This is a genomic window from Halococcus thailandensis JCM 13552 (assembly GCF_000336715.1).
Taxonomy (GTDB): domain Archaea; phylum Halobacteriota; class Halobacteria; order Halobacteriales; family Halococcaceae; genus Halococcus; species Halococcus thailandensis.
Genome location: NZ_AOMF01000136.1, coordinates 1 through 22983 on the forward strand (window position 1 = coordinate 1; position 22983 = coordinate 22983).

Sequence of the window (22983 nt, forward strand, 5' to 3'; positions counted from 1 at the left end):
CCTTCCACAAGAACGGGTGCGCTGCGAACCCTAATATCCCAACTGCGGTCGGGAAACCTCGGCGTTTACGCCGAGGAGGATGTCATTTCTGCCCGGACTCGTCCTCTTCAACGGGACGGCGAACCTGTTCACGCGAGCGCTCGGTGTCCCGGCGGCGTCCGAAGTCGATACGTCACAGACCGAAGCCGAACTCAGAACCGCCGCCTCGCAGTCCCAGGCAGAGGGCCATATCGACACTGACGAACTGAACATGATCGAGGGCGTCTTCGATCTCGAGGAGACCATCGCCCGGCAGATCATGGTGCCCCGACCCGACGTCGAGGCGGTCGATACCGAGACGCCGCTCTCGGCGCTGTACGAGATCGCCACCGCAGGCCATCACATGCGCTATCCCGTGATCAAGCAGGGTGACGGCGAACATCCGATCGGCTTCGTCCACGTCCAGGACTTACTGCGAATCGAGATCGACCGGCGGGGGGACAGCACCCGACGAGCCCGAACCGACCGCCGGCGATCTCGCTCGCGACATCCTGATCGTCCCGGAGGACAAACTCATCGACGACGTGTTCACCGACTTCCAGCGTGAGGACCGGCAGATGGCCGCGGTGATCGACGAATGGGGCTCGTTCGAGGGGATCCTCACCGTCGAGGAGATCGTCGGCGAGATCCACGACGAGTTCGACGCGACGACGGACGAGCCCACGATCAGCGAGCGCGCGGACGACCGTTACGCGATCGACGGTGGTGTGCCGATCGAGACGGTCAACACGACCGTCGGGAGCGGGCTCGAAAGCGAAGAGTTCGAAACGATCGGCGGACTCGTCTTCAGCCGGCTCGGGCGAACCCCCGAGATCGACGATCGCGTCGAGCTCGACGGCTACGCGCTCACCGTCACCGGCGTTGACGACACTCGCATCACGACGCTCACGATGGCACCGCTCGACGAACCGTCGGTCGAGTGATCACCCCGAGGTGACTGCTCTGACGACGACCGTTCCGTTTTCCCTCGTTGCTTCGACCGAAAGGCGGTCGTACGGTGGCCGCAGTTCGTGATGGCCGACCAGTTCGACCGCCCTGTTCTGCGGTGGCTCCTGGAGCTCGAACCACGCCTCGAACGAGTACGACTGGAGTCGTTTGACCGACGTTGTGTGAGGTGGATCGACACTGCCGGTCGTCGGCTGGTCGAGCAGGCGGACCGGTGTGTCGGCTGCTGTTCCGTCGAGTTCGTCGTCGAGTTCGGTGAGAAGCTGCTGGTTCAGTTGGCCCGCAGCGTTCCAATCACCGTTCGACACGACGAGGGGAGACGTCACGACGAGTGGGAGCACCAACGACACCGTGAGCACGAGGAGTGCGACGGTCGCATCGACGCGGATCGTCCTCGACCGGATCGCAGCGACGACCGCTTCGGCGGCAGTGAGCCCGAGCAAACACAGGGCGGCCATTGCCGGGACGAGACAGAGATAGCCGGTTTGGATCTGATCGTCGATCCGCAACGGATCGCCGATGCCAGCACCGGTCGCCAGCAGCAGTCCCGGGACGATCACCGACCAGCTGGCGAAGAAGACGAGATGGGTCCGCATCGACGAATCGCCGATCCGACAGCCGCGGATCGCCGCCAGTAGCCCTGCCATACAGCCGACGATGAACAGCGAATCGACGAGATATCCGATCGCAATAGCCGACTCGGTCGGGCCGAACGGCAGCACGGTTTTCATGGCGGGAGCCAGCAGGTGTACCCCGAGCATCCCCTCGACGGCGATACCGGCGACGACCAGTGCCACCAGTCCGGTCGTGTCGAGACCGCGACGCCGGGCGTACCGAACGAGTGTGAGGCCGATGGCCGCACCGCCGAGCACCGCTACGAGGAGTACCGATCGCGGGAGAGCGGTGAGAACGCTCTCTACGACATCCGTCGGCTGGAACACCCATCGAAGATATTTGAGCGGGACGAACAGGATTGCGAGTCCCGGTCCCGACGCAGCACTGGTGCGATAGCCGCCAATCCCACCGAGAACGACGAGGCGAACGAGAGCGTAGGCGACGGTCACCGCCACAAACGGGGCCGTTCCCGTCACGGCCCGCCGAAGGGTCGATCGCCACTCGCCGGTCCCTCGATAGAGGACGAGCCACACGAAGATTATCCCCGGCAGAGCGACTGCTGGCTCCTTCGCTCCGAGAGCCGCTGCATACGCACCGAGCGCCCCGACAAGCAGCCGGCGGGAGTTCGTGCGACGGCTGCGGACGAACAGGAGGAGCGCACCGAGAACGAACACCGTCAGTAGCACGTCCTGACGGCGGGCGATCGGCGGCACGACACCGGCCGTGAGCGGATGGATGGCGAAGAGGGCGGCACCGAGATAGCCGACGGTGGGCCGGCGCGTGATCTCGGCGATGGTGATGGCAGCAAGCACCGCGGCGACCCCGTGGAGCAGGAGGTTCGTGAGGTGATAGCCGGTCGGTGAGAGCCCCCAGACTGCGTATTCGAGCGTGTACGAGAGGCTCGACACCGGCCGGTAGAACAGCGCAGTCTCGACGAAATCCGTGCCCGCCATCAACGGCTGTGTGAACAGTTCGGCGACGCCGCTCGGACTCTGCACGCGACTGGTCTCGATCAGTGGCAGCGTATCGGTCGCGACGAACCAGTATTGAAGTGTTTCCGCGTGGGTGGCGATCGCAATGGCGAAGACGACGAACAGCCACAGCGAGCGACTGTCGCGCAGGACGGCCCACAACCGCGACCGTCGAATCACGATCGACGTCTCCGAGCCAGCCGGTTCTGACGCGGGGAGATACTCACCGCCATTCGAGAAGCGCTTCGAGAGCGGGTGCATAAATGGCTTCGATGGGGGAACTCCGTGGTTCGTGTGCGGCGAACAGCGTCGGAAAACTACGATGATCGTTCGGGATATTCCTCGTGGTTATCCGGTGTTCCCCACGAATGTGTTGGAATTATGGGTAGTCTTTTGCGTACGTGGACGGTAGTGGTGGTGTGATGGCAGCGAAACGAACCACGGTCGCGTTGGATCATCCCACGGTGGTCCCCGACAGCGCCGACGACGAGCACGAGCAGCATATCGTGCGCTGTCCGGCCTGTGGCCGGCCGCTGGCCGACCACGAGTGACATCCTCCCCACCCTAGCGCTCGCCTGACGGCTTACGCTTGAGGACGGGGCTTCCTGTTTCCGCGACGTGGTTTGCAGCGACCGGCTGAAAGGCGGTCGCCGTAGGGACCACGGTCTCCGCAGGCGTTGATTCGGCATTGCCCATGCCTATATCCGCTTTTTCGACACCACGTTGGAGGACGTTCCACGCGGCGTTTTCGTCTCTGTCGGCGGTGAAGCCACACGCCGGACACGAGTGCTCGCGGACCCACAACGGCTTGTCCGTCTCCGCACCGCATCGGGCGCACTCTTTGGTCGTTCCGTGCGGTCGAACCTCGGCGAAGTGCGTCCCTTCGCGCTCGCACTTGTACGCGAGCATCCGACGGAATGTTCCCCACGCCGCCGACGCCCGGTTGCGGCTGTTGCCGTCGAGTTGCATCAGACCCTTCACGTCGAGGTCTTCGACCGCCACGAGATCGTACTCGCGGGCGTAGTAGTTCGACAACTTGTGGAGGAAATCCCGGCGCTTTCGCTTGATGTCGGCGTGACGACGGGCAACCTTTCGCCGCTGTTGTTCCCAGTTGTTCGAGCCGTGTTCGCGCCGTGAGAGGACGCGCTGTTCGCGTTCCAGTCGCTCGCGTTCGTGGGACAGGTCGAGCGACTCGACCGCCGTACCGTCCGTATCGTGAGCGAACTTCAGGATACCCACGTCGATACCGACGACGTTCTCCGGGTTCGTCGGTTTCTCCGGCGGGTTGTCGGCTGTTTCGACCGAGAGGACGGCATACCACTTGCCGGTCGGCTCGCGCTTCACCGTGACGGATTTCACGGTTGCATCGGCGGGAAGGTCGCGGTGTGCGACTATCGGGACCGAACCAATCTTCGAGAGATACAGTTCGTCGCGGTCGCTCTTTTTGTCGAGCTTGAAACCGGACTGACTGTACGTGAATGAATGGTAGTATCCCGCCCCTTTCCACCGAAGTTGACCGACGCGGTGGCCGTTTTCCTTGAGGCCACGAAGCGTCGAGAGGTTGTCGTACAATCGCTGAACGACCTTCTGGAGCACTTTCGAGTGGACCGATTTCAGGTCGGACCACCACTCCTTGAGCTTCGGTAGTCGTTTCTGTTCGCTGTACGACGACGTGTCTTCGACGCGATTCAGGCGGTGGAGGAAGTGGTTGTAGACCTGTCGGCAGGTGTCCAGCGTCCACGCTAACTGCTCGCGTTGAGCGGGCGTGGGGTTGAGCCGGAACCTGTAGTTGAGCATGGTCTACTCGTCTGAATCGGGGTCGAGTTCGGAGGTGCGAACGACCTTTATGGTCGCTCCTATCCACGACTTCGGGAGGTAGACGTGAGCACCGTTGCCGGTGGGCTTCACGGTTTTCTCCACGACTTCGTGGCCTTCTATCTCGTGCCGGTCCATCGTCAGTATCTACGTGGTAGATACGCTTAAGCCTATCGCTCGTGGTCCAGTTAGCTGACACGCCGAAACCTCGGAAGTTCAGATGATGACGGCGTTGACGAGACGCGAAGCGTCTCGTTCGCACACCAGAACGCTTCGCGTTCTGGGGACGCTGTATCCTCCCTACTCGCGCTCCCTTCGGTCGCACTCCTTGAGGGAGGAGCCCTAGCGCCTGAAATCAGATAAGGGGAGCGAAACGAATCTTCTTTGTACGCGCCCGAACTGACCCACCCATGGGACTGTTCGACCGCCTCACTGGCGACGACGCTCCACGGGTTGCCTTCTTCGGCATCGACGGGGTTCCGTACAGCCTGATCGAGGACAATCCGGACGTCTTCGAGAACCTCACCGCGATCGCCGAGGAGGGCAGCGCCGGCCCGATGGATTCGATCGTACCGCCCGAATCGAGCGCCTGCTGGCCCGCGCTCACGACGGGAGTAAACCCCGGGGAGACGGGAGTGTACGGCTTCCAGGACCGCGAGATCGGCTCCTACGACACCTACGTGCCGATGGGTCGTGACGTCCAGGCGACCCGCGTCTGGGATCGCGTCGAAGAGGAGGGCCGCGACGCCACCGTGATGAACGTGCCCGTCACGTTCCCGCCCCAGCGCGACGTCCAGCGGATGGTCTCGGGCTTTCTCTCGCCGGGCGTCGACGAGGCCGCCTACCCCGACGAACTGCGCGAGACGCTCAACGGGACCGGCTACCGGATCGACAACAACGCGAAGCTCGGCCACGACGACGACAAGACCGACTTCGTCGAGGACGCCCACGCGACCCTCGACGGACGTTTCGAAGGGTTCTCCCACTACATCGAGCAGGACGACTGGGACCTCTTCTTCGGCGTGTTCATGACGACCGATCGCGTGAACCACTTCCTGTTCAAACACTACGAGGAGGACGGCGAGTACAAAGAGGAGTTCCTCGACATCTACAGCAAAGTCGACGACTACCTCGGCCGTCTGCGCGAGATGCTGCCCGAGGACGTGACGATGGTCGTCGCCGCCGACCACGGCTTCACCAGCCTCGACCACGAGGTCCACTTCAACGAGTGGCTCCAGCGCGAGGGCTGGCTCTCGTACGGCGAGGACGACCACGACAGTCTCGGGGACATCTCCGAGGACACCGAGGCATACGCGTTCATCCCCGGACGGTTCTACATCAACCTTGAAGGGCGCGAGCCACGGGGCGCAGTGGCCGAGGAGGACTACGAGGACAAGCGCACCGAACTGAAGAAGGCTCTCGAAACGCTCGAAGGCCCCGACGGCCGGAAGGTCTGCGAGCGCGTCGTCGAGAAGGACGACGCCTTCCGGGGCGCACACGACGACATCGCCCCCGATCTCGTGGCGATCCCGAACCACGGTTTCGACCTCAAGGCCGGCTTTTCGGGCCACGACGAGGTCTTCGACACCGGTCCGCGCAACGGGATGCACAGCTTCGACAACGCTACCCTGCTCGTCGACGAACCGACCGCACGGATCGGCGGCGACACCGACCTCTTCGACGTCGCGCCGACGCTGCTCGATCTCATGGAGATCGACTACGACCGCAGCGAGTTCGACGGTGCGAGCCTCGCCTGAGCGGAGAAATAGAGGGCTGAACCGCTATTCGTCGAGTTCGAAGGCGATCTCGACTTCGGCCTGATACTCGCGACCGTCGGCCTCGGCGATCTCGACGCCGAGGTTCTCCGTGGTGGCCCATTTGACGTTGTTGAGCGTGTCCTCGGCGCGGTCGACGGCGTCGTCGACGGCCGCCTCGAACCCGTCGTCGCTCGTGCCGATCATCGTGATTTTCTTGTAGACCATCGCGGCGTGCGTTTCAGCCGGCAGGAGTATAAACCCCCACTTCGCGGCCGTCGTTGCCCGCTCGTGGACGACTCAGCCGGTCTCGCGTTCGCGGGTGTCGAGCCGTGCGACGATGGCATCGACGACGCCGCTCAGTCGTGCGCCGCCCCAGATGGCGACGACGGCCGCGCCGATCGTATCGAAGATCAGGTCGAGCATCGTGTCTTCGAGCCCGTACTGGGTGAGGACGGTACCCGAGCCGATCAGTGCCGAGAGCGAGCTGACCGTGAACTCGATGACCTCCCAGAAGACCCCGAAGGCGAGCACGAACAGGAAGATGAACACGACCATGAACTCCGAGGGAAAGGAGACCTCCTCGCTGTGGACGTCGAGCGCGCGGGCGGCCGCGTAGCCGACGGCCGCGACGACCGACGCCGACAGCGCGTGAGTCACGTGGTCGTACCACCACAGCGACTGGTAGGGTGACAGCGACGTCCAGGGCAGGCCGACGCCGCCGAAGGCGTGCAGGAAGACCGCGGCCGTGATCCAGAGCGTCAGCCCCGCGTCCATCGGGATGCCGTAATCGCGCTGGAGTATTCCGGGCAGTCGCGTCACCCCGAGCGCGAGCAGCGTGTTGACGATGACGGTCGTGTTGCCCTGGAGGAGGCCGAGCACGAACATGCCGACGAGACCGACCTCCAACGCGCGCGTGAGCTGGCGCTGGCGGCGTTCGGAGATACCGAGGCGGTCGCGCAGCCTCATCGGGCCACCTCGGGCAGTCGTTCGGGCGGGAGTCGCCGACGGACGTAGCCCTCGAAGAACAGGCCGGCACCGACACCGGCGACCGTCGAGGCGACGAACTCCCACATCAGCGCGTCCTCGGAGCCGAGAAAGCCCGTGCCGAGATAGAGATCGGCGACCCAGCGGATGACCGCCCAGCCGCCCGCGGCCGCGAGCGTCGCGATCACGACGAAGCCGACGGCGAAGCGATAGCTCATCTCCACGGCCGTGAACAGGTGGAGTTCGACCGCGACGATGAGCGCGAGCGCCGCCACCGCGAGATAGGTAGCGATCCCACCGACTGGCGGGCTGAACGCGCGCGCGAGCGTCGGCAGGGCTGCGAGGGCGAGCACCTCCCAGGGCACCATCACCAGCGCCGAGCGGAGCGCGATGGCCGGCAGCACGGAGAGCACGACGACGGTCGCGGCGAAGATCGCCCAGAGCAGCCGGCCGCGGACCAGCGAGACGACCGCGACGATGGCGACGAACGCGACGAAGATCCAGGCGAGCAGAGCGTTGGCCCGCTTGCTTTCGAGCAATCGATCGAGCTCCGCGCGTGACATGGCTCGCCTTCGTCGTCGGGGGACTTCATCCCTCCCCTCAGAGCACGAGATAGACGGCGGCGTAGGCGATCGACGCGAGCGTCACCGCCGTCAGCCCGGTGAGGGCGGCCGTCAGAACGCTCTCGGCATCGATCGCCCGCCGGGATCGACGGAGGCGGTGGACGAGCGGGGCCGGCCCGACGGCACCGACCGCGAGCACGCTGAAGACGAACTCGTAGGACGAATCGACCGTCGGCGCGGGCACCGCGAGCGCGGCCACCGCGTAGGCGACCCCGAGCGTCGCGCGCCCGTGGATGTGGCTCGTCGGGCTGCGGTCGGTGAGCTCGCAGTAGACGATCGCCGCGAGCCAGATGGTGAGCAGTTCGAGCCAGAACGAGCCGAGCAGATGCAGCGTCGGATCGGCGGTGAGGATGATCCGCTCGCTCACGAGCCGGGTGGCGAACGGGTAGAGCATGTGTGGCGGCTCGCCGGTGAACAGATCGCCGAACGGATGGCTGATGAAGCCGATCAGCGCCGTCACCAGTATCGCTTTCGGCCCGAGATCGCCGTAGTGTGCGCCGAGTTCGGCGATCGCGAGACTCGTGAGCGCGAACGCGGCCATCACGAGCGCGCCGAGCGGCCCGCTCACGACGCCGGCGACCGCGACCAGCCCGCCGAGCGCGAGCAGCGCGCCACCGGACTCGGCGTTCAGCAGCGCACGGAGATGCCCAAGATTCAGCAGCGAGTCGCCGTCTTCGTCGCTCGACTTCCCGCTCCGTGCGCGACTCCAGAACCAGAGCGCGACGGCGACGACCGTGCCGACGACCAGCGAGTGGGTCACCGCGCGGTGGACGAGGTTGCCGGCCGACCAGAAGCTCTCGGCGGCGTCGGCGACGCCGCTGGCTTCGGCCAGGCCAACCGGCGCGTAGAGGATGTCGACGTCGGGGGCGGCGGCGAACGCGCCCGCCGACGCACCGAGGGCCAGCGAGTGCTTGCGCGAGCAGCCGACCAGGCGCGCCCCGCCCGCGACGGTCGCGAACGCACCCAGTGCGTGGCCGACGAACATACCGCTGCTGACGGCCGGGACGGGCATAAACCGTTCGTGGTGGGACCGTCAGCATCACGAAACGAACGGCATTTCAACGCTGCCCGAATCACCCCGGTATGGAACGACCCGCGGTGGGCGAACTCACCCCACCCAACCGAACGTTGATGGGACCTGGCCCGAGCGACGTCCACCCGCGCGTTCGCCGTGCGATGACCACGCCGCTCGTCGGCCATCTCGACCCCGCGTTCGTCGATCTGATGGACGAGGTCCAGGAGCTCCTCCGGTACGTCTTCCGGACCGACAACGAGTGGACGGTCCCGATCAGCGGGACCGGTTCGGCGGCGATGGAGGCCGCCATCGCGAATCTCACCGAACCGGGCGATACGGTCGTGGTCCCCGGCAACGGCTACTTCGGCGGGCGGATGGCGTCGATGGTCGAACGGGTCGGCGGTGAGACCGTGACGGTCGACGCCCCGTGGGGCGAACCGCTTGATATCGACGACGTGCGTGCAGCCTTCGACGCCCACGACCCCGACCTGCTGGCGTTCGTCCACGGCGAGACGAGCACCGGCGTGCTCCAGCCCGACGTGCCGGCACTCACCGAACTCGCCCACGACAACGACGCGCTCACCATCGTCGACGCGGTGACGACGTTCGGTGGCGTCGAGCTCAAGGTCGACGAGTGGGAGGTCGACGCGGCGTACTCGGCCGCCCAGAAATGTCTCTCCGCGCCGCCGGGGGCGAGTCCCCTCACGCTCGGCGAGCGGGCGATGGCGAAGATCGAAGGGCGCGAATCGCCGGTGAACTCCTGGTATCTCGATCTCACCGAGCTCACCGATTACTGGGGCGAGGAGCGTGCCTATCACCACACCGCCCCGATCACGAACGTCTACGCGCTGCGGGAGGCGCTTCGCCTCGCCGCCGAGGAAGGGATCGAAGCGCGCTGGGAGCGCCACGAACGCGTCGCGAACGGGCTGCGAGCCGGCATCGAGGCGATGGGCCTCGAACTCGCGAGCACGAGCTGGCTGCCGAGCCTGAACACCGTTCGCCTGCCCGCCGACATCGAGGACTCCACTGTGACCGACGAACTGCTCGACGGCTACGACATCGAGGTCGCGGGCGGCCTGGGCGATCTCTCCGGTGAAATCCTCCGGATCGGCTGCATGGGTCACTCTGCACGCCGCTCGAACGTGCTGTCGGTGCTCGGCGCGCTCGGCGACGTTCTCGGTGAAAGCGACGGGATCGATGCCGATGCGGGACTCGCGGCGGCGCGAAAAGAGCTGTCGAACTAGGCGAGTAGCGTTGGGCCGAGCGACGGATGGAGCACGTCGTACTCGCCCGCACTGTCGACACCGATGACCGCCCAGTCGTAGTCGGGTTTGGCGTCGAGCAGGCGCTCCCTGAGATCGTGGGCCGCATCCATCCACGCGACGAAACAGCGGAGTTCGCCCGATTCAGGCAGCTCGGTCGCCTCGTCGGCGGCCGTGACGCGGACGACGCGCCACTTACGTTCGGCTCTGAGCTCGCAGCCGCTGCCCGAGACGGTGTAGCCGAGTTCCGTGAATATCGACCGCGCCTCCTCGGACGGGGTTGTGGTAACAGTCCCCATTGACAGAGAGATACGCACGCCGACATCATAAACGTTCGTGCGAATTGGATCGTTGTTTTGCCATCCCTTCGTGCTCGACGGGGGTTCCATCACCGGATCGCCTGGTTGTGACCGTCTGCACTATGATCCGAATTGAAGCGGCCGCCGATCGGCCGTACGGGAGCGATGACAACGGGGACTGTCTCGACCCACGATGGGGCCAACGTGGCGAATGTGTCACTAATCACTTCCACAGCACCACTACCGAGTGATTTCGACCGTTTCAATCGTAGTGACTTCACTTTCAGTGTGTTGTTAACGACGTCTTATCCCAGTGGAGTACCTTCGATGATACATGACAGTGAGCACAGACCGAGAGGACCGTCGCGACGACGAGGCGGTGATGCGGGTCGAGAACGCGGGGCCGATCCCCGAATCGGATACACAGTCATGAGCACGTCCACGTCCTACGACGAAGCACTCGCAACGCAACCGTTCAAGCACGATATCGACAAGCGCGATCGACGGGCGCTCTCGGAACGCTTGACTGTCATCGAGCACGGACCCGACATCTACCAGGTCTACAGCGAGGAGGGTATCGAGTACCTCGTCGACATCCGGACTCCCTCCTGTACCTGTCCCGACTTCATGTATCGGGAGGCCGACTGCAAGCACATCCGTCGTGCCCGCATCGAGGCCGGCAGTCGCGATCTCGACGCGATCGATGAGGAGGTTCAGAGTGCACTCGATGCGCTCGACGATCACATCGCCAACCTCGCGGCCCAGCGCGCGGAGCTCGTGAGCCTCCAGCGTGATCTCGATCAGTTCCGATAGCGCTGGCTTCGCTACAGAAAAGACGGCGAGTGCTGCGGGGCTTGACCGCCCAGGTGATCGCGCAAGCTGTGTCGGGTTCACCGTGCTTGCAAACGAGCGCCCCGACGTTTTGATCGCCGAGCAACGAACCTCCATGTGATGATCGGACTCGCACTCGGCAAGAAGGCGGTCAAGCATGGCTACAAACGCGCCGGCATCCCCGGTGCGATCGCGACCGGTGGTGCAGCGGCCGTGGGATACGTGGTCGTCAAGCGCGCGCTCAAATCGCGAACGAGCGAGGAGAACGTCGATTCGGCGATCGACACCGATCAGATCAAATCGGCCGTCGAGGAGCAGGGGATCGGCGCGGTGACCGACCGCGAGACGCTCGAATCGGCCGTCGACGAGGAGCAACTCGACACGGACGTCGATATGGAGAGCGTCCAGTCCGAGGCGGAGGACGAAGCTGATGAGATAGAGGAAGGTTCTGAAAACAATAATTCAAAATAAACCAACAATCCGGCACGGAACATCTTCTGCATGGACATCTGTGGCCGACTGACTCAGTCAAGCAATCGGCGACCAAATGACTCTCACATCAAAGCCCATCTCTCAAGGAGCGAGCCGTCAGGCAAGCGGTAGGGCGGGGAGGATGTCACTTGGGTATACCGTCCTTGATCCAGATGACGTATGAGATGTCGACGAGCGTTACCCTGACGATTGCTCGGAAATGGCGGGTGTGGACCGTGCTATTGGTTACGAGCGAACAACTGGCCTGGGCCGTCTGTAGCGACATCGACTGACTGGAGTGCATCCCACAGTGTCGCGGCGTTGCTGGTGACGACTGGGAGTCCACGGTCAGCTTCAAGCGTCTCGACCACCGGTAACGACGGGTAGTTCGTACAGGAGACGAAGACGCCGTCGGAATCGTCAGCATCGGCCAGAAGTGCGTCGACCTGTCGATAAGCGTCCTCAGGGGAAAGTGCGCCGATATCGGTGTTTGCCGTGATACCTCGATTGTCGACGGCGACGATTTCGTGGCCACTTTCTTCGAGATAGTCTACCTCTCGTCGAGTGAGGTCGTTCACGTACGGTGTTGCGAGAGCGATACGCTGGCAATCGAGCGTATCGAGGGCACGTTCAACCGAGAGCGCGGTCGCCACGGCCGGACAGTCCGCCGTCGCCCCGATTTCCGCTTCCAGTTCGGCGTCGAAGCCGTGCCCGTGGAGGAGACTACCTGTCGTGCAGGCGTAGGCAATGACATCGACATCGGCGTGAGCCAGCCGTTCCGCACACTCGATTGCACGCTCGGCCATCGCGTCGAGGTCGTCCGCGGTGACGTCCTCGAGGGGCATCCGGGCAGTGTGAACACTCGTTCCCGGCGGGCAGGCGTTCGTCAGTTCCGGCTCGACGGTCGTGTTCGAGGAGGGGACGACGAGGCCGATCCGGGCGCGCCAGCCCCTCATCGTTCGTCATCCCCCGTCTTTCCGTCCGAGCGGTCCCGTTCCACGAGTGTCGGATCACGTTCAGTGGGATCGCCGTGACCGCCACCGCCAGGCGTGCGGACGGTAACCGTGGTGTCGGCTGCGACCTCGCGGGTCGTCTTCGCCGGAACGGGCTCCCCGTTGATGCGGTTTTCGCCGGTCGCGCCGTCCTCGCCGCCGGCGATGCCACGGGGTGCGATGCGGCGTCGTTCGGTGAGTAGCGACACCGTCGCGCTGGTTTCGAGTCTGACAGAGCGCTCGATCCCCAGTCCGCCGCGATAGCGTCCCGCGCCGCCGCTGTTTGAGCGGAGCGCGTAGCGCTCGACGGTGAGCGGATAGGCCGCTTCGAGCGCCTCCACGGGCGTGTTCAGGGTGTTCGTCATGCCGACCTGGATGCCGTCCATCCCGTCGTTGTCGGGCCGAGCACCGAAGCCGCCGCCGATCGTCTCGTAATACGAGAACTCCTCGTTCCCACCGTCGGTCCGCCCGCCGATCGTGAGGTTGTTCATCGTTCCCTGGCCGCCCGCGGGCACCACCTCGGGTGCGGCGTCGGCGAGCGCGGCGAAGGTGACGTCGGTCACGCGCTGGCTCGTCTCGACGTTGCCGCCGACGACAGCCGCTGGCGGCTCGGGATTCAGTAGCGTTCCCTCGGGGACGGTGACGGTGATCGGTTCGTAACAGCCCTGGTTCGGCGGGATCTCGGGATCGGTCACGCAACGAAGCACGAAGTAGACGGCGCTCTTGGCCACCGCGAGCGGCGCGTTCAGGTTACCTGCGACCTGTTCGGCTGTGCCTTCGAAGTCGACCGTCGCCTCGCCGCCATCGAGCGTGACGCTCACCTCGATAGGGATCTCGGCGTCGGTCACGCCATCGCCTTCGAGGGCATCGCTCGCACTCCAGGTGCCGTCGGGCAGGGCGGCGAGTTCACTCGTGATCCGCTCGCGCGAGTAGTCGATCACCGCATCGAACGCGGCGAGCAGCTGTTCGCGGCCGTGCTCGTCGAGCAGTGATCGCAGGCGCTCGCCGCCGCGCTCGTTGGCCGCGAGTTGGGCGCGCAGATCCGCCCAGCGCTCTCGGGCGTTACGAACGTTCGCGAGGATCAGCTCGCGAACATCCGTGTCGATCTCGCCACCCTCGACGAGTCGCGTCGGCGGGAGGCGCAGCCCTTCCTGGTGGATCTCGCGCGCACCAGCCGGCATGCTCCCGGGCGTCATCCCGCCGACGTCGGCGTGGTGAGCGCGCGACACGGCATAGCCGACGATCTCGTCGTCGGCAGCGTCCTCTCCGAGAATGATCGGTGAGACCATCGTGATGTCCGGGAGATGCGTCCCGCCAGCGAAGGGATCGTTGAGCACGAACACGTCGCCCGGGCGTGGATCGTGGTCGAGAACCGCGGCGACCGCCTCGGGCATCGCACCGAGATGCACAGGAATGTGTTCGGCTTGGGCGACGAGCCGCCCGTCGGCGTCGAACAGCGCGGTCGAGCAGTCCCGACGTTCCTTGATGTTCGGCGAGTACGCGCTCGTGATAAGCACCTCGCCCATCTCCTCGGCGACGCCTTCGAGCTGGTTCCGGATGATTTCGAGCGTGACCGCATCGAGTGCCGGCTCGTCACTGCTCATCGACTCACCTCCCGTTCGAGGACGAGCGTGCCGTCCGTACTGATCGTCCCGCTCCACGACGGTGGCACGACGACGGTGCTCTCTCCACCTTCGAGAATCACCGGGCCGGTCAGTTCGTGGTCGGTGGCGAGGGCTTCGCGAGCGTAGACCGGCGTCTCGTGGCGTTCGTCACCGAAGATCGCCGTTCGACTGTCTTTTCGTGGTTCGCCGTCGCCGACGTACGTAGGTGTCGTCGGTTCGCGCTCGATTGTCGCCGTCGTCCGGAGCGTGACGAGTTCGACGGCATCGTCCATCCGATAGCCGTAGGCGGTCTCGTGGGCCTGCTGGAACCGTTCGGCGAGCGCGTCCGAATCGATCGGCTCCTCGACAGGGATCGTGAGTTCGAAACTCTGGCCGGCGTATCGACAGTCTGCGGCCCGCTCGATGCGAGTTGCGTCCGGAGCCGACGAATCCGCGCCGACGCGTGCGGCGAGCTCGTCGTAGGCACTCTCGACGGTATCGACGTCGAGATCGTCGAGCGGCGTTCGGTGGGTGCGAACGGCGTCGTGTTTCTCGTCGGCCGCCAGGAGGCCGTACGCCGACAGCACGCCGCAGGCACGTGGCACGACGACCCGTTCGATGTCGAGGGCGTCGGCCAGCGCGATCGCGTGCATCGGTCCCGCACCGCCGAAGGCAACGAGGCCGAACCGGCGGGGGTCGTGACCGCGCTCGACGGTGATCGAACGGATCGCACGGGTCATCGTCGCGTTCGCCACGCGATAGACCCCGCGGGCGGCTTCGATCGGCCCGTCGAGGTCGGCTTCGTCGGCGAGAGCGGCGAGCGCGTCGTGGGCCGCCTCCTCGTCGAGTTCGAGTTCGCCGCCGAGTGCGGAGCTCCCGCCGATGTAGCCGAGGACGACGTTCGCGTCCGTGACCGTCGGCGTGGTGCCGCCACGACCGTAACAGGCAGGCCCTGGCTTCGCCCCCGCACTTTCAGGGCCGACGCGCAGCGCGCCGCCGGCATCGACCCACGCGACCGAGCCGCCGCCGGCCCCCACGGTCGTGAGATCGACCATCGGCACGCCGATCGGGCGACCGTCGATCGTGGCGTCGGTCGTGCGCTCGACGTCGCCGTCGCGGACGAGGCTCACGTCCGAGGAGGTCCCGCCCATATCGAAGGTGATGAGCCCCTCCAGATCGTCGGCCTGGCCGGTAGCCGTCGTTTCGGCACCGACGACGCCCGCCGCCGGTCCCGACAGGACGGTGGTGACGGCATTCTCGCGGACGGTCGTTGGGTCGGCGATGCCACCGTTGGACTGCATCACGCGCGGTGCGGGAACGCCCAGTTCTTCGGCACGGCTCTCGAGCCGGCCGATGTAGCTGTCGATCGCCGGGGTGACGTACGCGTCGGCGACCGTCGTGGCGGTGCGTTCGTACTCGCGGAACTCCGCGAGCACCTCGTGGGAGACCGAGACGTGGGCGTCGCACTCCTTCCGGAGGAGTTCGGCGACACGGCGCTCGTTGTCGGGATGGGCGTACGCGTGGAGCAGACAGATCGCGATGGATTCGACGTCATCGTCGAGATCGTTGGCGAGTGCTCGCACCTCGTCCTCGTCGATCGGCGTCTCGATGCCGTCGACGGTCGCTCGTTCGTCGAGTTCGTACCGTCGCCGACGGGGGACCAGCGGCGTCGGCTTCTCGGCGTCGAGATCGTACAGCGCGGGCCGGTCCTGGCGGCCGATCTCGAGGACGTCCCTGAACCCTGCGGTCGTGACCAGCGCCGTCGTCGCGCCAGCCTCTTCGAGGAGAGCGTTGACCGAGACGGTCATCCCGTGGTCGAACGAGTCGACGTTTTCCGGGCCGATATCGGCCTCGGCGCAGGCTTTCTCGATACCCTCGATCACGCCGACGCTCTGATCGTCGGTGCTCGGCACCTTCGCGGTCGTGAGATCGTCGCCGTCGAGGAGAACGACATCGGTGAACGTGCCGCCGACGTCGACACCAAGGCGGATGTCGTGGCCGTCGGCAGCGAGGCGCTCTTCGGAAGCCATCTAGATCACCCCCGCCACCGTGAGCAGTGACCGGATACCGAGCCAGACGACGATCACCGTGACGATACCACCGAGGACGTTCGACACCGTACCGTTGGTGTACTCTCCGAGAAGTGTTTCCGAGTTCATAGCGACGATGAGGAAGACCGCAACGATCGGCAGGAGTATGCCGTTGACGACCTGTGCGAAGACGATGATCTCGACGGGGCTACCGCCGACGAAGACCGACGAGATGCCGACGAGGAGAATGACTCCCCACACCGACTGAAAGCGGGACGATGAGAGGTCCGTCTCCCAGCCCAGCGCGCCCGCCGTAGCGTACGCACCAGCCAGCGAGGCCGTCGTCGCGCTGGTGAACCCTGCGGCGAACAGACCGATACTGAAGAATAGCGCCGCGTATGGGCCGGCGATCGGGCGGAGCTGTTCGGCCATCCGCCCGATGTCGGTGATCTCGGTGCCGGTCGGGAACGCGGCGGCAGCCGTCACGAGCACCGCGATCGTGATGGTACCACCGATAATGACCGAGATCACGGTATCGGTCCGACATGCCCCCAACTCATCTGGTCCACTCCAGCGCTCCTGGACGTTGCTCGCGTGCAAGAAGAGGTTGTAGCCGACGACGGTTGTCCCGATTAGTCCTGTGATGAGGAAGAGCGATCCCTCCGGGATCTTCGGGACGAATCCGACCGCGAGCGCACCGAGATCGGGACCGATGAGCGCCGCCGATACGAGAAAGGAGACGGCCATGATCGCGACCAGTCCGACGAGCGCGCGCTCGATGAGCTTGTATTTGCCTGTATAGAGGAGTGCGCCGGTCACGACACCGATGACAATCCCCCAGATGGTTGAACTTACACCGGTGATGGTCTCCAGTCCGGCTGCCCCGCCCAGAATGTTCCCGGCTTCGTAGGCAGCCGTGCCGACCCCGATGGCGGCGACGACGAGGAGGATCGAGCCCCACTTCGCGATCGGGTTGTCGAACTGATCGCGCAACGCCTCGCCGAGTCCCTCGCGTGAGACGAGCCCGAGACGGGCGCTCATCTCCTGGAGAACGATCGTCGCCAGTATCGAAAAGGCGAGCGTCCAGACCAGCGCGTAGTCGAACCGTGCACCGGTGACGCTCGCGGTCGTCACGGTACCGGGGCCGATGAAAGCCGCCGCGACCATCGCGCCCGGACCGATCGCCCGTAGTCGCTGTATGAATCCCATTGATAATCTACCTCACGGCAGTTGATCACACAATTCATTGAAAAGAGTTGCTGTGGCCGGTGTGCATACAGTATGCAGTCGTATGAACGCGACGGCGTTCGCGGAGGGGCGGGATCCGTCGTCACGCGGCGCGTTCGGTGAGCAGGACCTTCGAGACGCCCTCGTCGACCTCGAGTTCGAAATCGAGGGCCGTGGTGGTCCGTTCGATGAACCGAAGCATAAACCACTTCATCGATTCGGTCGGGAAAACGACGTGGTACGTGTCATCGTCGGTCGTCCGGACTGTGAGAAAGCCACAGAACGAGAGCCAGTCGAGTAGATCGCCGAGGCTCGAGAACCGTTTCTCGTACTCGCTCGCGTGGTACTCCGAGACGCGATCGGCCGACGCCAGGAAATCGGGATCCGGATCGCCGGCGTCGGTTTCGACGAAGTCGAGAAAGCAGTGGAGGAAATCGACGTCGAGAAGGACGTGTTCGCCGCCCGCGAGCATCCGGTAATAGACACCGAGATCGATCTCCCTGTTGGCGGTCGCTGCCTCGAAATTCGCAGCGTAGAACGTGAGCGCCTGTCTGACGAGTTCGCTGTGGCCGTCCTCGGTACGATCGGTGAGCGTTTCGAGAGCAGCGCTTGCATCGTCGTCTAGCGAGACCGTAACGCGATCGCCAGTCATAGTGGATGACGGACCCATGCGGACAACACTCTTTCGTGGACGATTCAGCTGCTGTTCGTCAACCATGTTCACCGCTTCGAGTGTGTCTCACCACCGGGAGTCAAGTGATCAGGTCAGCGGCTCCGGTCCGGGTAGCAGGGAGACAGGAATCGGATGGTGCAACCGGTGTTCGGCTTTCCGACGAGGTCAGGGATCTGGTATCTCTCGAAGTTCTGGCGTCGTAAGCCATGCTTAGCGGCCGGAACCGTTCGACGACTCGTCCAGAACAGCTCTACGCTCGCGTTCGGCGCGGACGTCGTCGACCGACTCGTTGGCGACGAGACGGTCGAGTTTGCGCTCGAAGGCCGCCTCGTCGAGTTCGCCGGCGACGTACTGCCGCTTCAGGTCCGCGAGCGCGTCCTCGGTCGTCGGCTCGGGTGGCGAGACGAACTCGGAGATTCCCAATCCATCGACGACTGGATACCGGTCCTCGATCCGTTCGGCCGCGGTGCCGAACCGCTCGCTTCTCGGGATCGACAGCCGGCGCAGAGCGCTCCACGTCGCGACGGTCCCGGAGACAACGACGAGCACCAGCAGCAATGCGACGATCGGGAGATAGGGGACGGCGAGCTCCATGAGCACGCTGGCGAGCGCCGTGCCCGCCGCGAGCCCCGAGTAGGCGATCAGTGCCGCGTAACCGAACACGACGGCCAGCAAGACGCTGGAGACCAGCAACACGATCGACGAGATCGCGAGCGAGTGTCTGCTCAACCAGCCCATGCGAGCCGCTATGGCTGCCGATCACTTATCTTTAACAGCGGGGAATTCCGACCTGAGAGCGGAAAGCGACAGCAGACGTGACCGCGTAACTGTGTCGGTGGCCCTCATCGGACGACAGTGCCGTCCGCGACGACTGCCTGCGGGTCGTGGTATGCGCTTTCGTCCTCGCGGGGATCGCTGTCGAGCACGACACAGTCGGCACGGGAGCCTGGATCGAGCGTTCCGACGTCGTCGAGCCCGAGGAGATCGGCAGCGTTCACCGTCGCCGCCGCGAAGGCCCGTTCGGCGCTCAGTCCATACTCGACCATCAGCTCGAGTTCGTGAGCGGCGTCGGCGTGATCGTTGAACGGCGTGCCGGCGTCGGTGCCCATCGCGATCGGGACATCGTGATCGAGCGCGTGCGTCCATGCGTCCTCGAAAGCGTCGGTCGCTTCCCGCGCTTTCGCGACCGCCCAGTCGGGGATCCCGGCGTCGGTGCCGTGCTCGACGATCCCGTGGAGAGCCGAGGCCGTCGGCACCCAGTACGTCCCCGCGTCGGCCATCGCCGCCGCCGTCGCGTCGTCCATGAACGTGCCGTGCTCGACGCTGTCGATGCCGGCCGTCGTCGCGTTGGCGATGCTTTCGGTGCTGTGACAGTGTGCCGCTGTCGGGCGGTCCTTCGCGTTCGCCGTGGCGACGAGCGTCTCGAGTTCGTCGGGCGACATCTCGTGACCGCCGATGTCGGCACCCTCGGTCAGTACGCCACCGCTCGCCATCGTCTTGATCACCTCGGCCCCGTTCTTTAACTGTTCTCTGACCGCTTTTCGCACCTCGGCCGGCCCGTCGGCTTCTCGTCCGAACCAGTGGCCGTGACCGCCGGTGATGACGACCGGTGAGCCACAGGGGACGACGCGCGGGCCCTGAATGATCCCCTCGGCGATCGCATCACGCGTGTCCGGCCCAAGGGTTCCCGGCGAGCCGAGATCGCGAACCGTCGTCACGCCCGCACGAACCGTCCGTTCGAGGTTCGCGGCGGCACGGTAGGCGAGCATCGACGGCGACTGCGCGGTCAGCGAGGCGGTGTCGGCCCGGCCATCCATCGAGACGTGGACGTGCGAGTCGATCAATCCCGGGGCGACCACGCCGCCACCGCCGTCGATGACGTCGTCGGGGTCGTCCGGAGCTTTCCCAATGCGTTCGATCCGGCCGTTTTCGATCGTCAGTGGCCCCTCTCGGGCGCCGGTCGCGTCGACGACGGTGACGTTCTCGATGACGAGCACGGCGATGCTCGTCGCTAGGACGGCAAAAAGGAGTGGGTCGAAACGAGACAAACCCGACCGTCGAACGACCCTCACACGGATTCGTTGGCAGCGATCCGATCAGTATCTCGACCGCGTTCTCGGGCTGGAGGCGGTGACGGGTTCAGTAGGCGTCGATTTCGGCGATGGCCGCCGCCGCGATGCGATCGGGATCGTCGCCGGGGTAGGAGACGACGAACTCCCAGTCTGCCCCGGCCGAGAGGCTCCGTTCGGCGACCCACCCCTGCGCCAGAACCTCCTCTTCCTCGCCGAGGAACTCCACCCTGAGCCGGACCTCCTCGAGCGGCTCTTCGGAAACGTTTCGCAGCCGTCCGGCGATGGCCGTCCCACCCTCGATGTCGACGGTCAGCGACGCGCCGAAGAGGGCGACGATGCCGTCGGCGTACAGCGAGGCCTCCAGTCCGTTGTCGAGCGTTGTCGTCCCGGAACTGGGCGGTGTGGCAACCGTGCCGTAGGCGGGACCGTCGTCGAGACGGCTATCGCCGAGGACGGCACCCAGACCGGCAACCAGCAGTGCCCCACCCCCAGCACCGACGGCGACGAACTCCCTGCGGTTCATGGGCCGTCCAGACACTCCAGGAACGATAGCACTTCGAAACGCGGACTGTCGCGGGGAACGGGTTCGTCCGCAGCCATGCGGATCAATCGCGCTCAGAAGTCGATGCCCAATCAGTCCCAGGACGGAGTTTCATACAGTCAACACAATCAAAAACGGTGATGTCGGCACGAGCCATCGCGAACTCGGCCGCCCAGGCCGGTCGGGTGTTCTCAGGCCACCGGTCGGTCGTCGATCACGCCGTTGTCGCGTGTCGCGATCGGCTGGAGGTCGGCCCACGTCCGGCCGATGATGTGGTAGGCGACGACGCTGGCGGCGAAGCTGACGAACACGCCCACGATCGTCCCTAGCACGGGGATCGCGTTGAGCACCCCGGCAACGACCGCGGCGAGGACGACGACGCCGAGCGCCAGCAGCCAGCCGGTGGCGTAGCTCCTGCTCGTCACGATCGGGCGCAGCGCACCGACGTCGAAACCGGCGCTCAGGCGACCGATCGTGGCGAAGTTCGCGGTCGCGGCGGGGATCAGATACCACGCGGCGAGTCCGAGCACCATCGAGACGGCCAGCCCGAAGAGAAGGCCCACTCCGCCGAGCAGGCCCGCACCGCTCTCCGTCGAGAACGTGGCGACGAGGCTCCCGCCGACGAGGACGAACGCGGCGATCGTCGGGACGAGCCCGTAGACGAACGCGATCACGAACGCTTTCAGCCCGTCGACGAACAGTTCGCCCCACTCACCGAACGTCGGGGCCGTCGCTTCGCCGTCGATTGCGCTCCGGAGGACGCGCACGAGGTAGCCCGACACGACGAACGCCGGGACGAGCAGGACGCTCAGAATCGAGAGCACGCCGCCGATGAGGATCGTCTTCGCGAGCTCGTCGCTGTTCCGCAGGTAGGTTATCGAGTCTTGTATCATTTCGTGTCACCGAGACCGAACAGCCGCCGGAGGCGGCGTTACTCCGTTCTCGACCGATAGTAGGTCGCCGGCGCAGATAACTATTTCTCTAATTTCACGAATGCCGATAAATCATCGCAAATCATTCCACGAGCAGTCTGCATCGGGGGTCAAATCTCCGTTATTCGGATTCGAGGACGTCTCGAAGAACGACTGCGTTGTTGTGCTCGCGGTCCGTTGCGGCATACAGCAGCGTCACCGTTCCACCGTCGGCCAGCTCGCGGAGTTCGTCGACGACGTCCCGATCGCTCAGTTCGTCCCTGTATCGCTCCTTGAATTCGTCCCATCGCTCGGGGTCGTGATCGAACCAGTTGCGGAGTTCGTCGGAGGGCGCAGCGTCTTTGGCCCATCGATCTAACGCCGCGTCCTCTTTCGAGACGCCACGCGGCCAGAGACGATCGACCAGCACGCGTGTCCCGTCCTCCGGATCGGGCTCTTCGTAAATGCGCTTTGTCTGGATTGGCATGTACAGTACCTGACTTGCGCGGTGGTCGAGATATGGTGTTCGCCCATCTTCTGTCGACCACAATCGGCCCGTCGTACTGAACGCCACGACGAGCCGAGAAAACGGGTCCAACCGGTTCAGCCGGTAGCTAAACCGACGGCTGTGTTGAAGCGGGGGACTTCAGTTGTCTGCCGAAATCAGCTGATCCGCCCTAACTGGAACGTACCATTTCCCAGATTGTTGTAGATACCATTATCGCTACGATGAACTGCCGGAAATTTATTAGAGAACACTATCCAGACGACACTCGTTTAACGGTACGTGTTCGGCAGGCGCTAATTCCCCTTCCTCAACGAGTAGCACAGTCCGCCGAACGGCGGACAAGGAGCGGAGTAGGGAGGGGATACAGCGCCGTCATCATCTGTTCTTTCGGCCGATTCGCCATGCGTCGGAAGGTCCATGTAGTGGGGTGGCGTACATATGAGTGAACCCAATGTCTTACGGCCTCAACTCAGGTTCACACTCGGTCTATTCCCTCCACTATCACCTGATACTCGTCACAAAGTATCGGCGTGGGGTTCTAACCGAAGACCGAACCAATTTCATACACGGGGTCATCGACGGGTTCGCGGACAACTACGGCGTTGAAGTCTCGCACCTCGACGGCGAAGACGACCATATACACGTCCTGTTCAAAACGAAACCCACGACGGACCTCGTGAAGTTCGTCAACACGCTCAAGGGAGCGACTGCGCGGAGGGTTCGAAATGAGTTCCCCGAACTCAAGGACGAACAGGGAGATTCGTTCTGGAACGACTCGTACTGTCTCATCTCGACGGG

At 64.7% G+C, this 22983-nt stretch carries 26 protein-coding genes; 8 read left to right on the forward strand and 18 right to left on the reverse strand.

Going from position 1 to position 22983, the window contains the following annotated elements:
* The first annotated feature begins 79 nt into the window (after positions 1 to 79).
* Complete coding sequence (locus tag C451_RS06220) at positions 80 to 586, forward strand: CBS domain-containing protein (RefSeq protein WP_007738909.1); 507 nt, start codon at positions 80 to 82, stop codon at positions 584 to 586.
* Positions 564 to 962, forward strand: coding sequence for a transporter associated domain-containing protein (locus tag C451_RS06225; protein ID WP_007738910.1), 399 nt, complete (start codon positions 564 to 566; stop codon positions 960 to 962). The genes C451_RS06220 and C451_RS06225 overlap by 23 nt, the downstream gene beginning before the upstream one ends.
* Here C451_RS06225 and C451_RS06230 read toward each other — a convergent pair whose 3' ends face one another.
* Positions 963 to 2831, reverse strand: a complete 1869-nt coding sequence (locus C451_RS06230; RefSeq protein WP_007738911.1) for a hypothetical protein — start codon at positions 2829 to 2831, stop codon at positions 963 to 965.
* Positions 2832 to 2992: 161 nt separating this feature from the next.
* Here C451_RS06230 and C451_RS24020 point away from each other — a divergent pair, with 161 nt between their 5' ends.
* Positions 2993 to 3121, forward strand: a complete 129-nt coding sequence (locus C451_RS24020) for a hypothetical protein (RefSeq protein ID WP_004053815.1) — start codon at positions 2993 to 2995, stop codon at positions 3119 to 3121.
* A 13-nt stretch (positions 3122 to 3134) separates the two neighbouring features.
* Here C451_RS24020 and C451_RS06235 read toward each other — a convergent pair whose 3' ends face one another.
* Together C451_RS06235 and C451_RS21975 are read right to left on the reverse strand one after the other, a co-directional pair.
* A complete protein-coding gene (locus C451_RS06235; RefSeq protein WP_007738912.1) occupies positions 3135 to 4367 on the reverse strand; it encodes an RNA-guided endonuclease InsQ/TnpB family protein in 1233 nt (410 codons plus the stop codon).
* A 3-nt stretch (positions 4368 to 4370) separates the two neighbouring features.
* Positions 4371 to 4523: a DUF2080 family transposase-associated protein gene (locus tag C451_RS21975; protein ID WP_007738913.1), complete on the reverse strand. Its 153-nt coding sequence runs from the start codon at positions 4521 to 4523 to the stop codon at positions 4371 to 4373.
* Positions 4524 to 4795: 272 nt separating this feature from the next.
* On the opposite strand from C451_RS21975, the gene C451_RS06240 reads away from it, so the two are divergent.
* The gene (locus C451_RS06240) at positions 4796 to 6142 is read left to right on the forward strand and encodes an alkaline phosphatase family protein (RefSeq protein ID WP_007738914.1); all 1347 of its coding nucleotides are present in this window, start codon (positions 4796 to 4798) and stop codon (positions 6140 to 6142) included.
* Between the two features lie 24 nt (positions 6143 to 6166).
* On the opposite strand, the gene C451_RS06245 is transcribed toward C451_RS06240, so the two are convergent.
* From C451_RS06245 to C451_RS06260, 4 genes are all read right to left on the reverse strand, one after another.
* Positions 6167 to 6367 carry a dodecin gene (locus C451_RS06245; protein WP_007738916.1) on the reverse strand — a complete coding sequence of 67 codons (201 nt, stop codon included), beginning with the start codon at positions 6365 to 6367 and terminating at the stop codon, positions 6167 to 6169.
* Positions 6368 to 6439: 72 nt separating this feature from the next.
* Entirely contained in the window at positions 6440 to 7108 is a 669-nt protein-coding gene (locus tag C451_RS06250) for a hypothetical protein (RefSeq protein ID WP_007738917.1), read from the reverse strand.
* The gene (locus C451_RS06255; RefSeq protein ID WP_007738918.1) at positions 7105 to 7689 is read right to left on the reverse strand and encodes a hypothetical protein; all 585 of its coding nucleotides are present in this window, start codon (positions 7687 to 7689) and stop codon (positions 7105 to 7107) included. The genes C451_RS06250 and C451_RS06255 overlap by 4 nt, the downstream gene beginning before the upstream one ends.
* A 37-nt stretch (positions 7690 to 7726) precedes the next feature.
* A complete protein-coding gene (locus C451_RS06260) occupies positions 7727 to 8761 on the reverse strand; it encodes a metal-dependent hydrolase (protein ID WP_007738919.1) in 1035 nt (344 codons plus the stop codon).
* 71 nt (positions 8762 to 8832) lie between these two features.
* Between C451_RS06260 and C451_RS06265 the strand changes: the two genes are divergently transcribed.
* The gene (locus tag C451_RS06265) at positions 8833 to 10008 is read left to right on the forward strand and encodes a pyridoxal-phosphate-dependent aminotransferase family protein (RefSeq protein WP_007738920.1); all 1176 of its coding nucleotides are present in this window, start codon (positions 8833 to 8835) and stop codon (positions 10006 to 10008) included.
* Here the strand turns inward: C451_RS06265 and C451_RS06270 are convergent.
* Positions 10005 to 10325 carry a DUF7116 family protein gene (locus tag C451_RS06270; RefSeq protein ID WP_007738921.1) on the reverse strand — a complete coding sequence of 107 codons (321 nt, stop codon included), beginning with the start codon at positions 10323 to 10325 and terminating at the stop codon, positions 10005 to 10007. The genes C451_RS06265 and C451_RS06270 overlap by 4 nt on opposite strands.
* Before the next feature lie 429 nt (positions 10326 to 10754).
* Between C451_RS06270 and C451_RS06275 the strand changes: the two genes are divergently transcribed.
* Both C451_RS06275 and C451_RS06280 read left to right on the forward strand, forming a co-directional pair.
* Positions 10755 to 11138, forward strand: a complete 384-nt coding sequence (locus C451_RS06275; protein ID WP_007738922.1) for an SWIM zinc finger family protein — start codon at positions 10755 to 10757, stop codon at positions 11136 to 11138.
* 138 nt (positions 11139 to 11276) lie between these two features.
* A complete protein-coding gene (locus C451_RS06280; protein WP_007738923.1) occupies positions 11277 to 11627 on the forward strand; it encodes a hypothetical protein in 351 nt (116 codons plus the stop codon).
* Between the two features lie 239 nt (positions 11628 to 11866).
* On the opposite strand, the gene C451_RS06285 is transcribed toward C451_RS06280, so the two are convergent.
* The 10 genes from C451_RS06285 to C451_RS06330 all read right to left on the reverse strand — a co-directional run bounded on the left by C451_RS06285 (position 11867) and on the right by C451_RS06330 (position 22164).
* Positions 11867 to 12583: a maleate cis-trans isomerase family protein gene (locus C451_RS06285; protein WP_007738924.1), complete on the reverse strand. Its 717-nt coding sequence runs from the start codon at positions 12581 to 12583 to the stop codon at positions 11867 to 11869.
* A complete protein-coding gene (locus tag C451_RS06290) occupies positions 12580 to 14223 on the reverse strand; it encodes a hydantoinase B/oxoprolinase family protein (protein ID WP_007738925.1) in 1644 nt (547 codons plus the stop codon). The genes C451_RS06285 and C451_RS06290 overlap by 4 nt, the downstream gene beginning before the upstream one ends.
* Positions 14220 to 16253 (reverse strand): hydantoinase/oxoprolinase family protein, encoded by a 2034-nt coding sequence (locus tag C451_RS06295; protein WP_007738926.1) that lies wholly within the window; start codon positions 16251 to 16253, stop codon positions 14220 to 14222. Before C451_RS06295 ends, C451_RS06290 begins: the two co-directional genes overlap by 4 nt.
* Positions 16254 to 17462, reverse strand: coding sequence for an Nramp family divalent metal transporter (locus tag C451_RS06300; protein WP_007738927.1), 1209 nt, complete (start codon positions 17460 to 17462; stop codon positions 16254 to 16256).
* A gap of 121 nt (positions 17463 to 17583) precedes the next feature.
* Complete coding sequence (locus C451_RS06305) at positions 17584 to 18132, reverse strand: ribbon-helix-helix protein, CopG family (protein ID WP_007738928.1); 549 nt, start codon at positions 18130 to 18132, stop codon at positions 17584 to 17586.
* A gap of 231 nt (positions 18133 to 18363) precedes the next feature.
* Positions 18364 to 18891, reverse strand: a complete 528-nt coding sequence (locus C451_RS06310; RefSeq protein ID WP_007738929.1) for an SHOCT domain-containing protein — start codon at positions 18889 to 18891, stop codon at positions 18364 to 18366.
* A 104-nt stretch (positions 18892 to 18995) separates the two neighbouring features.
* A complete protein-coding gene (locus C451_RS06315; RefSeq protein WP_049913013.1) occupies positions 18996 to 20150 on the reverse strand; it encodes a metal-dependent hydrolase family protein in 1155 nt (384 codons plus the stop codon).
* 142 nt (positions 20151 to 20292) lie between these two features.
* On the reverse strand, positions 20293 to 20748 hold the full coding sequence (locus C451_RS06320; RefSeq protein WP_007738933.1) for an FxLYD domain-containing protein: 456 nt from the start codon (positions 20746 to 20748) through the stop codon (positions 20293 to 20295).
* 209 nt (positions 20749 to 20957) lie between these two features.
* Entirely contained in the window at positions 20958 to 21659 is a 702-nt protein-coding gene (locus tag C451_RS06325) for a DUF4013 domain-containing protein (protein ID WP_007738935.1), read from the reverse strand.
* Positions 21660 to 21819: 160 nt separating this feature from the next.
* On the reverse strand, positions 21820 to 22164 hold the full coding sequence (locus C451_RS06330; protein ID WP_007738938.1) for a DUF488 domain-containing protein: 345 nt from the start codon (positions 22162 to 22164) through the stop codon (positions 21820 to 21822).
* A 472-nt stretch (positions 22165 to 22636) separates the two neighbouring features.
* On the opposite strand from C451_RS06330, the gene tnpA reads away from it, so the two are divergent.
* Positions 22637 to 22983, forward strand: a 347-nt coding sequence (gene tnpA, locus C451_RS06335; RefSeq protein ID WP_007738940.1) for an IS200/IS605 family transposase, incomplete at its 3' end; no start/stop codon positions are given.